The sequence below is a fragment of the Nocardioides sp. NPDC127503 genome (assembly GCF_040302165.1).
In the GTDB taxonomy this organism is placed as follows: Bacteria; Actinomycetota; Actinomycetes; order Propionibacteriales; family Nocardioidaceae; genus Nocardioides.
In genome coordinates this window covers 212995-226896 of record NZ_JBEORH010000004.1, presented here as the reverse complement: position 1 = coordinate 226896, position 13902 = coordinate 212995, and the positions used below count along the sequence as shown (strand labels likewise).

The following is a 13902-nucleotide window of genomic DNA, read 5'->3' as shown; positions in this document are numbered from 1 at the left end:
CAGCGGCGGTCAACGGCGGTCAGCGAGAACGAAGGCCGTTCAACGCGACGAGCTCGCTCAGCTCACGTTGATAGGCGCTGTAGGTCTCGCGCAGGTCCGCCGCCGGCCAGTCCGCCGGGCGGAGCTCCACGGGGAGGAGCGGGTCTTCGCTGAGGTGGCGCACGATCGCAGCGGCCGTGGCGAGCCGTCGCGCGGGCTGGGGCGTGGATGACAGGAGCTCGAGCAGACGCTCGCCTTCGCGCGCCCAGCCGCCGAGATCCCACAACGAGGCGGCGAGCTCGGCCGGATCCTGCTCGGGTGTTGCCGTGAAGGTCTGGAGCACCGGATCCGTGAAGCGCGGACGCTGGAGGTTGGCCGGTCGGGTCCAGACCCCCTCGCGAAGCTCGGCGAGTCGGTGCGCCTTCAGCGCATCGCGCAGTACGGCGCGTTCAGGGCCGGGCCGGCCGGCGGTGACGACGACGGCCATCTCCCAGGAGCCGTCCCACGGCTTGTCCGCCGTGTGCACCGCTTCGTCCTGATGAGCCTGCCGCTGGACGAGCCGCTCGCCGAGCCGGTAGCCGGCCTCGGTCCTGCGCAGGTCGCCGTCGCTCACGGCGCGGGTGGCCGCGACCCGCACCGTCGCTGGTGCGATGCCGAAGAACTGCCCGGCGCGGGCGAGGTCGGCGGGGGTCAGCGGGTTCGGGTGTGCGCCGAGCATCAGGCTCAGGATGGTGGAGCGGGCGGAGAGCGGAGCAAGTTCATCGCGCGCGGTAGCCACGCGGCCATCCTCTCATGCAACAGATCTCGACACGGTTGTGTCTATTTGTGTAACATCATGGGTGATGACCCTCCGCTAGTAAGGGGAAGCGCATGACCAGCACGCATGAGGTGTTCAACCAGGTCCCGCCGTTGGTGGGTCACAACACGGCCGGTGATCCGGTCCTGCGGGAGGGTCTCGAGCGTGAGGGTGCCGCATGGGCGCTGCCTGAGATCGACGAGCTGGGCCGCCTTGCCGGCACTGCCGAGGCGCAGGAGTGGGGCCGGCTCGCCGAGCGGGTGCCTCCGCGTCTGCACACCCATGATCGCTACGGTCACCGCGTCGACGAGGTCGAGTACGTCCCGGCGTACCACCAGCTGATGGGCGTGGCGGTGGAGAACGGCCTGCACGCCGCTCCCTGGGCCGACGACCGGGCCGGTGCCCACGTCGCCCGGGCCGCGAAGTTCTACGCCTGGAACGTCGACGCCGGCCACGGCTGCCCGATCTCGATGACCTACGCCGTGGTCCCGGCGCTGCGGGCGAACCCCGAGCTCGCCGCGCGGTTCGAGCCGCTGCTCACCAGCCGGGAGTACGACTTCGGGCTCCGCGATCCCGAGTCCAAGCGCGGTCTGATCGCCGGGATGTCGATGACCGAGAAGCAGGGCGGCTCCGACGTACGCGCGAACACGACGACCGCGACTCCGCAGACCGACGGCACCTACGTCCTGCGCGGGCACAAGTGGTTCACCAGCGCCCCGATGAGCGACCTGTTCCTCACCTTGGCCCAGACGCCCGCCGGCGTCTCCTGCTTCCTCGTCCCGCGCGTACTGCCCGGTGGCGAGCGCAACGCGATGCGTTTCATGCGCCTCAAGGACAAGCTCGGCAACAGGTCGAACGCCTCCTCCGAGATCGAGTACGACGCCGCGACCGGCTGGCGCGTGGGCGAGGAGGGGCGCGGGGTCCGCACGATCGTCGAGATGGTCAATATGACCCGCCTCGACTGCGTGATCGGCTCCTCGGCCGGCATGCGCACCGCGCTGACCATGGCGGCGCACCACGCCCGGCATCGGTCGGCTTTCGGCAAGCGGCTGATCGAGCAGCCGGCGATGCGCAACGTACTCGCTGACCTGCAGATCGAGTCCGAGGCCGCGACGACGGCGATGCTGCGGCTGGCAGGTGCCAACGACGGGGCGATCCGCGGGGACGAAAGCGAGGCCGCCCTGCGCCGGATCGCGCTCTCGGTCACGAAGTACTACGTCTGCAAGCGGGCGCCGTTCATGGTCAACGAGGCCCTGGAGTGCCTGGGCGGGAACGGCTACATCGAGGACTTCGACGTCGCCCGCATCTACCGCGAGATGCCGCTCCTCTCGATCTGGGAGGGATCGGGCAACGTGGCGGCGCTCGACGCCCTGCGAGCGCTGGCGAAGGAGCCGCACACCCTCGACGCCTTCGTGGCGGAGGCGGAGCTCGCCTCCGGCGCCGACGCCCGCTACGACGCTGCGCTGGACCGGTTGAAGAAGGAGTTCACCTCCTTCGACGACATCGAGCTCCGGGCCCGGCGGATCGTCGAGCAGATGGCCCTGGTCTTCCAGGGGTCGCAACTCCTCCGGCACGCACCGGCTCCGGTCGCCGACGCCTTCTGCTCCTCGCGCCTCGGCCGCGACTGGGGAGGCGCGTTCGGCACGCTGTCGCCGCGCGGCGACCTGTCCGCGATCATCGAGCGCGCGCTCCCGGCATGACGGTCGAGGTCACCAAGGACGGTCCGGTCACCACGGTCCGGATCAACCGTCCAGAGGTACGCAACGCCGTCGACCGGGCGACGGCGGAGGCCCTCGTGGCCGCCTTCGAGGAGTTCGACGCCGATCCCGATGCCGCCGTGGCGGTGCTGCACGGCGAAGGCGGCAACTTCTGCGCCGGCGCCGACCTGAAGGCGGTCGCCGGTGGCGACCCCAACCGGTTCGAGCCCGACGGAGACGGCCCGATGGGTCCCACGCGGATGCGGCTGGGCAAGCCCGTCATCGCCGCCGTCGCCGGCCATGCCGTCGCTGGAGGCCTGGAGCTGGCGATCTGGGCCGACCTGCGGGTCATGGAGGAGGACGCGGTCTTCGGCGTCTTCTGCCGGCGCTGGGGCGTACCGCTGATCGACGGCGGCACGGTCCGGCTGCCTCGGCTGATCGGCGCCAGCAACGCCATGGACCTGATCCTCACCGGCCGTCCCGTCGGCGCCGAGGAGGCCCTGCGGATGGGGTTGGCCAACCGTGTCGTTCCGCCCGGCCAGGCCCTCGCGGCGGCGCAGGACCTGGCGCGGCAGCTCGCCGCCTTCCCGCAGACCTGCATGCGCCACGACCGGCTCTCCATGCTGGAGCAGGAGGGTCTCAGCGAGCAGGACGCCTTGGCCGTCGAGTACGCGCACGGTGTCGTCTCCGTGACCACGGACACCGTCGCGGGCGCGACCCGGTTCGCCAGCGGAGCCGGGCGTCACGGCTCCTTCGAGGCCGACTGACTGGCGCGGATCCAGGTTCAGCCGAGGGGGAGCGGGGAGCTCTCCTTGGTGTTGCCGAACGCGAAGGTGGTCTCGATCGAGGCGAGCGCCGGCATCGTCCGGAGGTTGTCGCGCAGGAACCGCTCGTAGGTCTCGAACGACGGGGTGACGACCTTCAGCAGGTAGTCGTGGTCGCCGGCCAGGACGTACGCCTCGGTGACCTCGGGGATGGCGCGGAGGTGCTCCTCGACGGTCTCGACCGCGTCGGTCGTGTGGGTGGCCATCTTGATGCGTACGAACGCGGTGATGTTCATGCCGACCGCGTGCGGGTCGACGACGGCGCGGTAGCCGCTGATCACGCCGGCCTCCTCCAGGGCTCGTACGCGGCGCAGGCATGGCGAGGGGGAGAGGCCGACACGGTCGGCGAGCTCCTGGTTGGTCAGGCGGCCGTTCTGCTGCAACTCCCAGAGGATGTGCTTGTCGGTCTCGTCGATCGTACGCATGTTGGCAGATTCTGCCACTGAGACGTGTGAACGTGGCAGATCAGGCAATCGTCTGCGCCGCGATTCTTCCTATCGTGGCGCACCATGGGGACGCAGCAGAGTGGTGGGAATCGGGCGCTGGCGGGATGGTCGGCGCTGGGGATGACGGTCGTGCTCTGGTCGTCGTTCGCGCTGAGCACGCGTGGCATCGGTGGGTCGAGCCTGACCGTCGCAGATGCGGCGTTCCTCCGCTTCGTGACGCCGGTGGTCCTGCTGGCCCCGCTGCTCCCGAGCACGATCAGGGCCGTACGCCGCGAGCGGCCGTACGTCCTCGCGCTGCTGCTCGTGGGTGGGCTCCCGCACTTCCTCGTCTTCGCGTTCGGCGCCAAGCTGACCAGCGCTGCGCTGACCGGAATGCTGGTGCCGGGCACGGTGCCGCTCTTCGTCACGCTGCTCGCGTTGGCACGTGGCCGGGTCTCGCTGTCGCCGCGGCGGGTGACCGCGCTGGGGCTCATCACGGCCGGCGTCGCCGTGAGTGGGGTCCTGGTCGGTGGCGGCGCGTCCCTGGGCGGGGTCGGGCTGCTGCTCGTCGGCGGGTTCGCCTGGGCGGTGTTCACGACGGGCCTGCAGCGTACGAGCCTGACGCTCCTGCAGATGGTGCTGACCATCTGCACCGTCTCGAGCCTGGCCGCGCTCGTGCTGGCCTCGTTCGGCGCGATGCCGTCGCACCTGCTCGCGGGCACCGCCGAGTTCGACGACGTGCTGCTCCTCACCGTGCTCCAGGGCATCGGGACCGGTCTGATGTCGACGCTCTGCTACGCCTTCGCTGTCAGGGCGCTCGGCAGCGGACCGGCCTCGGTCGGTGGCGCGGTGAGCCCGGTGCTGACCGCCGTCGTCGCGGTTCCGATCTTCGGTGAGCTCATCGGTGTCGGCCTAGCCGTCGCGCTGGCCCTCATCGTGGCCGGCGTGGCCACGTTCAACAGGTTCGGGTCCGCGCCGACCTCAGGCGACGATCCGGCCGGCCTCGAGCCGGATGACGTGGTCGGCGGCGGCGATGCTCTCCTCGTCATGGGTGACGCACGCGATCGTGGCACCGCGGGCGGCCTCCTCGGCGAGGAGCTCGCGGGTGCGCTGCCGGCTGGCGGCGTCGAGCCCCGCTGCGGGCTCGTCCAGGAGCAGGATCTCCGCACGCTGGACGATGCCCTGAGCCAGTAGGGCACGCTGGCGCTGTCCGCCGGAGAGCTCGCCGAACGTACGGTGCTCGAGGCCGGTCAGGCCGACTCGGCCGATCGCCTCCGCGACGTCGCCCCGCCGTCGGCCGCCCCGCCGACCCCAGGTTCCGATCGCGACGACGTCGTGGACTGTCACCGGGAGGGTGTCCGGCGTCGAGGGGCGCTGCACGACCAGGGCGAGCCGTCCGTGGCGGGTGACCGAGCCGCGCCGCGGGTTCCGCACGCCGGCGAGAAGCTCGACGAAGGTCGACTTCCCTGACCCGTTCGGCCCGGCGACGGCGGTCACCGTCCCGGCCCGGAATGCGGCGCTGACCTCGTGGATCACGTCTCGGCTGTCGTAGCCGAAGCAGAGATCGTGGGCGGAGAGGTGTGGGGAGTCGGTCTGGTCGCGGGGGAGCACGCGCCTCACTATATCAATTGGTAACCATTCTCATTAACCGTTAGAGTCCGGCCCCGTGCCATCGATCATCGAGCCCTTCCGGACCGACTTCATGCTGCAGGCGCTCGCCGGCGGCGTGCTGGTGGCGGCCATCTGCGGCGTCGTCGGCACCTGGGTCGTGATCCGGGGGATGGCGTTCCTCGGTGAGGCGATCGGGCACGGGATGCTCCCCGGTGTCGCTCTCGCGACGGTCCTCGGCGCACCCGTCATGCTCGGCGGCGCGGTGAGCGCGATCGTGATGAGCGCGACGATCGGAGCGCTCCAGCGCCGCGGTCGCCTGACCTACGACACCAGCATCGGGCTGCTGTTCGTGGCGATGCTCTCGCTCGGCGTCATCATCATCTCCCACTCCCGCAGCTTCGCCACGGACGCGACGGCGATGCTGTTCGGCGACGTACTCGCCATCGGCCCCGACGACATCACCGTCCTCGCGATCGCACTCGCCGTCACCCTGGCCATCGCCGGCGGCTTCCACCGGCCGTTCGTCGCCTCGGCCTTCGACCCCCGGATCGCCCGTACGTTGGGCCTGCACCCGCAGCTGGCGCAGGTGATGCTCGTCGGCCTGGTGACCCTCGCCGTGGTCGCGTCCTACCAGGCGGTCGGCTCGCTGCTCGTGATCGCGCTGCTCCTCGCGCCGGCCGTGGCCGCGGGGCAGTGGACGACGCGGATCCCGACCACCATGGCCTGCGCCGCCGGGATCGGCGCCGTCGCGGTCTTCATCGGCCTGACCGCGTCCTGGTACGCGGGAACCGCCGCCGGGGCGTCGATCGCCTGCGCGGCCATCCTCACCGCGGTCACCTCGGGGCTGCTCCGCAGCGCCCTCGGTCTTCTTCGACGTCCGTCCCCCACCTCCGAAAGGACCTCATGCACCGCAGGACACTCGCCGGCATCGTCACAGGGCTGACGCTGGTCGCCGCCACCGGATGTGGCAGCTCTTCGGCCGATGACCCGAGCGCCGAGTCCGGCTCCGGGAAGGACCATGGCGCCGTCGACGGCGCGCAGGAGGTCGCCGAGCCCCAGCTGCACCTGACCACGATCGACGCCGACGGCGCGGTCGCCCAGCTCGACCTGCTCGAGGGGAGCTCGGCGGAGGTCGGGACCATCGGCGCCCCGAGCGCGGTCGACTCCGACGGCCGCTACCTGTACGCGACCACCGCGGACGGTGTGGAGATCGTCGACAGCGGGATGTGGACCTGGGACCACGGCGACCACTTCCACTACTACCGGGGCGAGCCGCGGGTGCTCGGCACGGTCGAGGGCGAAGGTAAGGCGACTGTCGCGACTGGTCCGCTGTCGACGGCCGGCTCGACGGGGGTCTTCTTCGAGGACAGCGGCGAGGCGGTCCTGCTGGACAACGAGGCCCTCGCCGACGGCGAGGTGCGCGAGCTGTTCCGGCTCGAGGCGGAGCCGCACGAGGGGCTGGTCGCTCCGTTCGGCGACGGTGCCCTGGTGACGGTCGCCGACGGCGGTGAGGTCACCGGACTGAGCTATCACGACACCGACGGCAGCGCGGAGGGTAACCAGATCCCCTGCGCCGAGGCGAGCGGCACGATCACCACCCGGGTCGGCGTGGTCGTCGGCTGCGCCGACGGCGCCGTGCTGGCCACCGAGACCGACGGCAGGCCCAGCTTCGAGCGGATCGAATACCCGAAGGACACGTCGGCCCCGCCGGCCACGAGCTTCGACGGCCGCAAGAGCCGCCCGACGGTCGCGGCGCTCTCGGGCAGGACCGGGATCTGGCTCCTCGACACCCGCGAGCGGACCTGGAGCCACCTCGACGCGGGCGTACCGCTGCGCCAGGTGGTCGCCGCTGACGACGAGGAGGGGCACGTGCTCGCCCTCGACACCGCCGGCCGTGTCCGCGTCTTCGCCGCCGATAGCGGCAGGCAGCTCGCCGCGACCGAGCCCCTCGTGAACCCGAGCGACAAGGGGGTCGATCTGGTCGTCGACCAGGAGCGTGCCTACCTCAACGTGCCGGCCGAGGGAGTCGTCCACGAGATCGACTACGCCGACAAGGCGCGGATCGCGAGGACGCTCGAGACGCCCACCGCCCCGGTGTTCTTCACGGAGACGGGCCGATGAGGCGCCTGCTCGGGACCACCGTCGCGATCACGATCGCGATGACGCTCACCGCCTGCGCCGGAGGCGACGACGGCGATGATCGCCCCCACATCGTGGTGACCACCAACATCCTCGGCGATGTCGTCGCCGGCACGGTCGGCGACGCCGCCCAGGTCACCACCCTGATGCGGCCCAACGCGGACCCGCACTCCTTCGAGATCTCGGCCCGGGAGGCCGCGATGATGCGCGAGGCCGACCTGGTCGTCTCCAACGGGCTCGGCCTCGAGGAGGGCCTCCAGCGCCACCTCGACCAGGCGGCCGAGGCCGGCGTCGAGACGTACGTCGCGGGTGAGCAGATCGACGTCCTCGACTATGCCGACGGGGAGTCCGCCGGCACGCCGGACCCGCACTTCTGGACCGACCCGGCACGGATGCGCGACGTCGTCGACGGCCTCGAAGCCGCGACGACGGACATCGAGGGCATCGACGACCGGATCGTGGAGCAGGCGGCCGCGGCGTACCGGACCGAGCTCGAGGAGCTCGACCAGGAGATGACCGACTCCTTCGCGAGCATCCCGGAGCAGCACCGCAGCCTGGTCACCAACCACCACGTGTTCGGCTACCTGGCCGAGCGGTTCGGGTTCCGCGTCGTCGGCGCGGTCATCCCGGGCGGCACGACCCTGGCCGCGCCCAGCGCTGCGGACCTGCGGGACCTGACCGAGGCGATCGAGCAGGCCGGCGTACCGACGATCTTCGCCGAGTCCTCCCAGCCGGACCGGCTCATCCAGGTGCTCGCCGACGAGGCGGGCGTCGATGTCGGCGTCAGCGAGCTGTTCACGGAGTCCCTGACCGAGAAGGGCGAGGGCGCCGACACCTACCTGACCATGATGCGCGCCAACACCGAGCGCATCACCAGCGGGCTCTCACCAGAGCCCACCGATTGAAAGGCGCACCATGCTGACCCCACAGAGCCGGGCCCGACAGAACCGTGCCCTCCGAGCCGTGACGGCGGTGGCCGGCGTATCGCTGGCGCTCTCGGCGTGCGGATCCACTGCCGAAGGCGACGAGTCGGCGACCCCGAAGGCGGACAACGGCAGCCGCCTCGCGGTGTCCTACGCCAACGGGATCGCCGTCCTCGACGGTGAGTCCCTCGAGGTCGTGGAGGAGTTCGAGACCGAGGAGTTCGTACGCCTCAACTCGGTCGGCGACGGCCGCAACCTCACGGTAACCACCAGCAAGGGCTTCCAGGTGCTCGACACCCGGACCCCCGAGCTGACCGACCTCGTCTTCCCGGCCGACACCGGCGGGCACGTCGTCCACCACGGCGACAAGACGGTCCTCTTCGCCGACGGCAGCGGCGAGACGACCATCTTCGAGACCGGTGCGCTCGGTGACGCCGGCAAGCTCCCGGGGACGACGACCTGGACGGCTCCCGAGGCCCACCACGGCGTCTCGATCGTGCTCGAGGACGGCACCCTGCTGACCACGGTCGGCACCGAGGAGAGCCGCTCGGGCGCGATCGCGCTCGAGCCGGACGGTGCCGACTTCAAGGAGGTCGCCGTCAACGACACGTGCCCCGGCATCCACGGCGAGGGCACCGCTGCCGACGAGGCGGTGGTCTTCGGCTGCGAGGACGGCGCCCTGCTCTACCGCGACGGGACGTTCGAGAAGCTCCAGGCGCCCGACGAGTTCGGCCGGATGGGCAACGCGTACGTCTCGGAGACCAGCCCGATCATCGTCGGCGACTACAACACCGACCCCGACGCCGAGGGCTACCTGCTCGACACGGTCACGCTCGTCGACACCGAGAAGAGCACCTTCAAGCCGGTAGCGCTCCCCGAGGGCGTCGAGTACACCTTCCGCGACGTGGCGCGCGGCCCGGAGGACCTGGCCTACATCCTCGCCACCGACGGCTCGATCCACGTCCTGGACCCGGCGACCGGCAAGATCACCGACGAGTTCCCGGTCGTGAAGCCCTGGGAGGGGCCGGTGGAGTGGCAGGACCCGCACCCGGCGATCAAGGTGAACGGCGACATCGCGTACGTCACCGAGCCGGCCAGCAACACCGTCCACGCCGTCGACCTCACCTCCGGTGAGGTCACCGCCTCGGTCGAGCTCTCCGAGCAGCCGAACGAGATCGCGGTCGGCTGACCCCACCACGAGCGGGCGCGTCTGTCCCGTATTCGATCGCCGAGTCGGCGCATCTGTCCCAGATCTCGAACCGAGATGGGGCAGACGCGCCGACTCGGCGGGATTTCGCGGGGCAGTTGCGCCGAGTCGGCGAGTCAGGAGAGGGCTCTGCGGGCGGTGTCGAGGAACGTACGGAACGACTCTCGGTCCTCCGGCCCGAGCTCGGCCAGCATCTGCTCCTCGAGCTCTTCGACGCGAGGGTCGTAGGCGTCGAGGAAGGCGCGGCCCTCGGTGGTGAGGCTGATCAGCATGCGGCGCCGGTTGTCGGGGTCGATGCTGCGCTCGATGAGGCCGCGGCGCTCGAGGGCGCCGATGAGATCGGCGGCGGACTGGGCGCGTACGAACGAGGCGCGGGCCAGGTCGGCGGCGCTCATAGTCGGGCGGCGCTCGAGCACCGACAGGGCGGTGTACTGCAGGGCGGTGACCCCTGATTCCTTCAGGACGGCGTCGAGGCGGGCTCGGGTGGCGAGCTCGAGCTGCTTGACGACGTAGAGCAGCAGGGGTGCGTCGGTCATGCGGTCATTCAAGCATCGCTGCGCTTGCGAGAGACGGATACTTCTGCGATTATCAGGATTCCTGTCAATCATGAGGAGTTCATCATGCTCGGAACCCCCCTTCCCGATGCCCTGCGGGCGGAGCGCGTCGACGACATCGCGGTGCTGACCCTCGCCCGCCCCTCGAAGCGGAACGCGCTCAGCGACGAGGCGGTGCTCGGGATCGAGCGGTTCTTCGATGGTCTCGAGCAGGACGTACGCGCCGTCGTCATCGACGCGGACGGCGAACACTTCTGCGCCGGGCTCGACCTGTCCGAGATGACCGAGCGCGACACCCTCGCCGGGGTCAGCCACTCGCGGATGTGGCACCGGGTCTTCGAGAAGATCGAGTTCGGGCCGGTCCCGGTCGTGGCGGCGCTGAAGGGCGCCGTGGTCGGGGGCGGGCTGGAGCTCGCCGCCGCCGCGCACATCCGGGTCGCGGAGGAGTCCACCTTCTACGCCCTGCCCGAGGGGCAGCGCGGGCTCTTCGTCGGCGGTGGTGCCTCGGTGCGCGTCCCGCGGCTCATCGGGGTCTCGCGGATGGCCGACATGATGCTGACCGGCCGTCGCTACGACGCGCAGGAGGGGCTGGGGCTCGGCCTGAGCCAGTACGCCGTGGCCGACGGCACCGGTCGCAAGACCGCCCTCGAGCTGGCCGGCCGGATCGCCCAGAACGCGCCGCAGACCAACTTCGCCGTCGTGCAGGCGCTGCCGCGTATCGCCGAGGCCAACCCTCGCGACGGCTTCCTGATGGAGTCGCTGATGGCCGCGATCGCGCAGGGGACCAACGACGCCAAGGGGCGGATGCAGGACTTCCTCGACGGCAGGGCTGCAAAGGTGACGGACCAGTGAGCGCGACCCAGCAGCAGTTCGAGCAGGGCGATGTCGTCTGGACGCCGCCGGCGGACGTGCTCTCCACCTCCCGCGTCGGTGAGTTCCTGGCCTGGCTCGCCCGCGAGCGCGGCCTGGAGATGATCACGCACGAGGAGCTGTGGCGCTGGTCGGTGACCGACCTCGACGGCTTCTGGTCGGCGGTATGGGAGTTCTTCGAGGTGCAGGCGCACGCTCCGTACGACACCGTCCTCGCCTCCCGAGAGATGCCCGGGGCGCGCTGGTTCCCGGGAGCTCTGCTCAACTACGCCGAGCACGCGCTCGGCACCGACGAGGATCTCGACCGGGTCGCCGTGCTCGGCCGTTCGCAGACGCGTGACGACGTCGAGCTGACCTTCGGCGACCTGCGCGACCAGGTGGCCCGGGCGCGGGCGGCGCTGAAGAGGCTGGGCGTACGCCGCGGCGACCGCGTCGCCGGCTACCTGCCCAACATCCCCGAGGCCCTGGTCGCCTACCTCGCCACCGCCAGCCTGGGTGCGACCTGGGCGAGCTGCGCCAGCGAGTTCGGGCCGCGCAGCGTGATCGACCGCTTCGCCCAGATCGAGCCGGTCGTGCTGCTGGTCGCCGGTGGCTACCGCTACGGCGCCAAGGACATCGACCGGGGTTCGCAGGTGGCCGAGATTCGGGCCGAGCTGCCGTCGGTGCGTCATGTGGTCGATGTCGAGTACGGCCAGCACCGCGTCGAGGACGCGCTCTCCTGGACCTCCCTGCTCAGCGCGGAGGAGGCGGCTGAGCTCGCCTTCGAGCCGGTGCCCTTCGACCACCCGCTGGTGGTGCTCTTCTCCTCCGGCACGACCGGCCGGCCGAAGGCGATCGTCCACGGCCACGGCGGCATCCTGCTCGAGCACCTCAAGAACCACGCGCTCTCGTGGGACATGGGGCCCGAGGACCGGATGCTCTGGTTCTCCACGACCGCCTGGATGATGTGGAACGCCCTGGTCTCCTCACTGCTCGTCCGCTCCTCGATCGTCATGGTCGACGGCAACCCGATGCACCCCGATCTCACCTGGCAGTGGCGGCTCGCGGCCTCGACGGGGGCGACGGTGATGGGTGCCAGTCCGGGGTTCGTGATGGCCTGCCGCAAGGATGGCGTCGAGCTCAAGGACCTCGGTGACCTGCGGGTTCGCGTCCTCGGCTCGGCCGGAGCGCCGCTCCCGCCCGAGGGCTACGCGTGGCTTCGGGACCAGCTCCCGGGGGCGCAGATCAACGTCGGCAGCGGCGGCACCGACGTCTGCTCCGGCATCGTGCAGAACAATCCGCTGCTCCCGGTCTACGCCGGTGAGATCTCCGGCCGTTGCCTCGGCGTCGACGCCCACGCCTACGACGAGTCCGGCCGCCCGGTCATCGGCGAGCTCGGCGAGCTGGTCATCACCTCACCGATGCCCTCGATGCCGGTCGGCTTCTGGGGCGACGACGACGGGTCCCGCTACCGGAGCGCCTACTTCGACCACTTTCCCGGGGTGTGGCGCCACGGCGACTGGATCCTCTTCCACGACAACGGCAGCTGCCACGTCGCCGGCCGCTCCGACGCAACCCTCAACCGGGGCGGTGTACGCCTCGGCACCGCCGAGTTCTACCGAGTCGCCGAGGAGGTGGACGGTGTCGCCGACTCGCTCGTCGTGCACCTCGAGGATCCCGACGGGGGCAACGGCGAGCTGCTGCTCTTCGTGGTCACCGACTCGGGCGTACGCCTGGACGACCCGCTCCGGGCCCGACTGGTCCGCGCGCTGCGGTCGGCGCTCTCCCCGCGACACATTCCCGACCAGGTGATCGAGGTGCCCGCGGTGCCGCGCAACCTCACCGGCAAGAAGCTCGAGTTGCCGGCCAAACGCATCCTGCAGGGCGTACGTCCTGAGGACGTCGCCAGCCGGGACGCGCTCGCCGATCCGGCATCCCTGGACCCGTTCGTCGCCCTGGCGACCTCGGGCGCGCTGAGCAGGAGGACCGCATGAGAAGCGGTGAGGACGTTCGTACGCTCGGGGTCGTCGGCACCGGCGCGATCGGGATCAGCTGGGTCGTGCTCGGGCTCGACCACGGGCTCGACGTGGTCGCCTGGGACCCGGCCGAGGGTGCCGAGGGGCGCTTGCGTGCACAGGTCCCGAAGGGATCGCTGCGGTTCGCGGACAGCCTCGAGGAGGTCGGCGCTGCCGCCGACCTGGTGCTCGAGAGCGGACCCGAGCGGCTGGAGGTCAAGCGCGAGATCTTCGCCGCGCTCGACGCGGCCGCCGCGGGTGACGTACTGCTGACCAGCAGCTCCTCGGGCCTGATGCCGAGCACCTTCCAGGACGCCTGCACGCACCACCCGGAGCGGGTGCTCGTGGCGCACCCGTTCAACCCGCCGCACCTGGTGCCGCTGGTCGAGGTCGTGGGCGGATCGGCGACGTCCGCGGAGGCGGTCGACGCTGCTCTGGAGACCCTGCGCCACCTGGGCAAACGTCCCATCCATATCCGCCGCGAAGTGCCCGGGCACGTGGCCAACCGGCTCCAGGCGGCGCTGTGGCGCGAGGCGTACCACCTCGTCGACCAGGGCATCGTCTCGGTCGCCGACATCGACACCGCGATCGCCGACGGCCCCGGGCTGCGCTGGTCCCTGCTCGGTCCCTTCGCGACCCAGCACCTCTCCGGTGGCCCGGGCGGGCTCGGGCACGTGCTCGAGCATCTCGGTCCGCCGATGGTCGAATGGTGGGACGACCTCGGTCACCCGAAGCTCACCACCGGGCTGGTCGAGAAGCTGGTCGACGGGGTCCAGGAGGAGCTCGACGGCACCTCTGCCGAGGACCTCGTCGCGCGCCGCGACCAGGCGCTGCGGCGACTGCTGGAGATCAAGACCGACCTCGGGCTCGGCTGAGCCCACGA

13 protein-coding genes and 1 pseudogene are annotated in these 13902 nt (G+C 70.9%); 10 read left to right on the top strand and 4 right to left on the bottom strand.

Annotated elements, in window-relative coordinates:
• Positions 1-19: 19 nt before the first annotated feature.
• Positions 20-757 (bottom strand): PaaX domain-containing protein, C- domain protein, encoded by a 738-nt coding sequence (locus ABTW65_RS11060; protein ID WP_350660123.1) that lies wholly within the window; start codon positions 755-757, stop codon positions 20-22.
• A gap of 92 nt (positions 758-849) precedes the next feature.
• Here ABTW65_RS11060 and ABTW65_RS11055 point away from each other — a divergent pair, with 92 nt between their 5' ends.
• Positions 850-2475 (top strand): acyl-CoA dehydrogenase family protein, encoded by a 1626-nt coding sequence (locus tag ABTW65_RS11055; RefSeq protein ID WP_350660122.1) that lies wholly within the window; start codon positions 850-852, stop codon positions 2473-2475.
• Positions 2472-3239, top strand: coding sequence for a crotonase/enoyl-CoA hydratase family protein (locus tag ABTW65_RS11050; RefSeq protein WP_350660121.1), 768 nt, complete (start codon positions 2472-2474; stop codon positions 3237-3239). The genes ABTW65_RS11055 and ABTW65_RS11050 overlap by 4 nt, the downstream gene beginning before the upstream one ends.
• A 17-nt stretch (positions 3240-3256) precedes the next feature.
• Here ABTW65_RS11050 and ABTW65_RS11045 read toward each other — a convergent pair whose 3' ends face one another.
• Complete coding sequence (locus tag ABTW65_RS11045) at positions 3257-3721, bottom strand: Lrp/AsnC family transcriptional regulator (RefSeq protein WP_350660120.1); 465 nt, start codon at positions 3719-3721, stop codon at positions 3257-3259.
• An 84-nt stretch (positions 3722-3805) separates the two neighbouring features.
• Between ABTW65_RS11045 and ABTW65_RS11040 the strand changes: the two are divergent.
• Positions 3806-4666, top strand: a pseudogene (locus ABTW65_RS11040) (DMT family transporter); the annotation flags it as partial.
• 36 nt (positions 4667-4702) lie between these two features.
• Here ABTW65_RS11040 and aztA read toward each other — a convergent pair.
• The gene (gene aztA / locus ABTW65_RS11035; protein WP_350660119.1) at positions 4703-5332 is read right to left on the bottom strand and encodes a zinc ABC transporter ATP-binding protein AztA; all 630 of its coding nucleotides are present in this window, start codon (positions 5330-5332) and stop codon (positions 4703-4705) included.
• A gap of 55 nt (positions 5333-5387) precedes the next feature.
• Here aztA and aztB point away from each other — a divergent pair, with 55 nt between their 5' ends.
• The 4 genes from aztB to aztD are packed head-to-tail and all read left to right on the top strand — an operon-like array spanning position 5388 to position 9583.
• Positions 5388-6275: a zinc ABC transporter permease AztB gene (gene aztB / locus ABTW65_RS11030; RefSeq protein ID WP_350660118.1), complete on the top strand. Its 888-nt coding sequence runs from the start codon at positions 5388-5390 to the stop codon at positions 6273-6275.
• Positions 6236-7453: an ABC transporter gene (locus ABTW65_RS11025; protein WP_350660116.1), complete on the top strand. Its 1218-nt coding sequence runs from the start codon at positions 6236-6238 to the stop codon at positions 7451-7453. The genes aztB and ABTW65_RS11025 overlap by 40 nt, the downstream gene beginning before the upstream one ends.
• Positions 7450-8376 (top strand): zinc ABC transporter substrate-binding protein AztC, encoded by a 927-nt coding sequence (gene aztC, locus ABTW65_RS11020; protein WP_350660115.1) that lies wholly within the window; start codon positions 7450-7452, stop codon positions 8374-8376. The genes ABTW65_RS11025 and aztC overlap by 4 nt, the downstream gene beginning before the upstream one ends.
• A gap of 10 nt (positions 8377-8386) precedes the next feature.
• Positions 8387-9583 carry a zinc metallochaperone AztD gene (gene aztD / locus ABTW65_RS11015; protein ID WP_350660114.1) on the top strand — a complete coding sequence of 399 codons (1197 nt, stop codon included), beginning with the start codon at positions 8387-8389 and terminating at the stop codon, positions 9581-9583.
• Between the two features lie 134 nt (positions 9584-9717).
• Here aztD and ABTW65_RS11010 read toward each other — a convergent pair whose 3' ends face one another.
• Positions 9718-10137 carry a MarR family winged helix-turn-helix transcriptional regulator gene (locus ABTW65_RS11010; protein ID WP_350660113.1) on the bottom strand — a complete coding sequence of 140 codons (420 nt, stop codon included), beginning with the start codon at positions 10135-10137 and terminating at the stop codon, positions 9718-9720.
• A gap of 84 nt (positions 10138-10221) precedes the next feature.
• Here ABTW65_RS11010 and ABTW65_RS11005 point away from each other — a divergent pair, with 84 nt between their 5' ends.
• The 3 genes from ABTW65_RS11005 to ABTW65_RS10995 are packed head-to-tail and all read left to right on the top strand — an operon-like array spanning position 10222 to position 13894.
• Positions 10222-11007 carry a crotonase/enoyl-CoA hydratase family protein gene (locus ABTW65_RS11005; protein WP_350660112.1) on the top strand — a complete coding sequence of 262 codons (786 nt, stop codon included), beginning with the start codon at positions 10222-10224 and terminating at the stop codon, positions 11005-11007.
• Positions 11004-12998 carry an acetoacetate--CoA ligase gene (locus ABTW65_RS11000; protein ID WP_350660111.1) on the top strand — a complete coding sequence of 665 codons (1995 nt, stop codon included), beginning with the start codon at positions 11004-11006 and terminating at the stop codon, positions 12996-12998. Before ABTW65_RS11005 ends, ABTW65_RS11000 begins: the two co-directional genes overlap by 4 nt.
• Complete coding sequence (locus ABTW65_RS10995; protein ID WP_350660110.1) at positions 12995-13894, top strand: 3-hydroxyacyl-CoA dehydrogenase NAD-binding domain-containing protein; 900 nt, start codon at positions 12995-12997, stop codon at positions 13892-13894. The genes ABTW65_RS11000 and ABTW65_RS10995 overlap by 4 nt, the downstream gene beginning before the upstream one ends.
• Positions 13895-13902 lie beyond the last annotated feature (8 nt).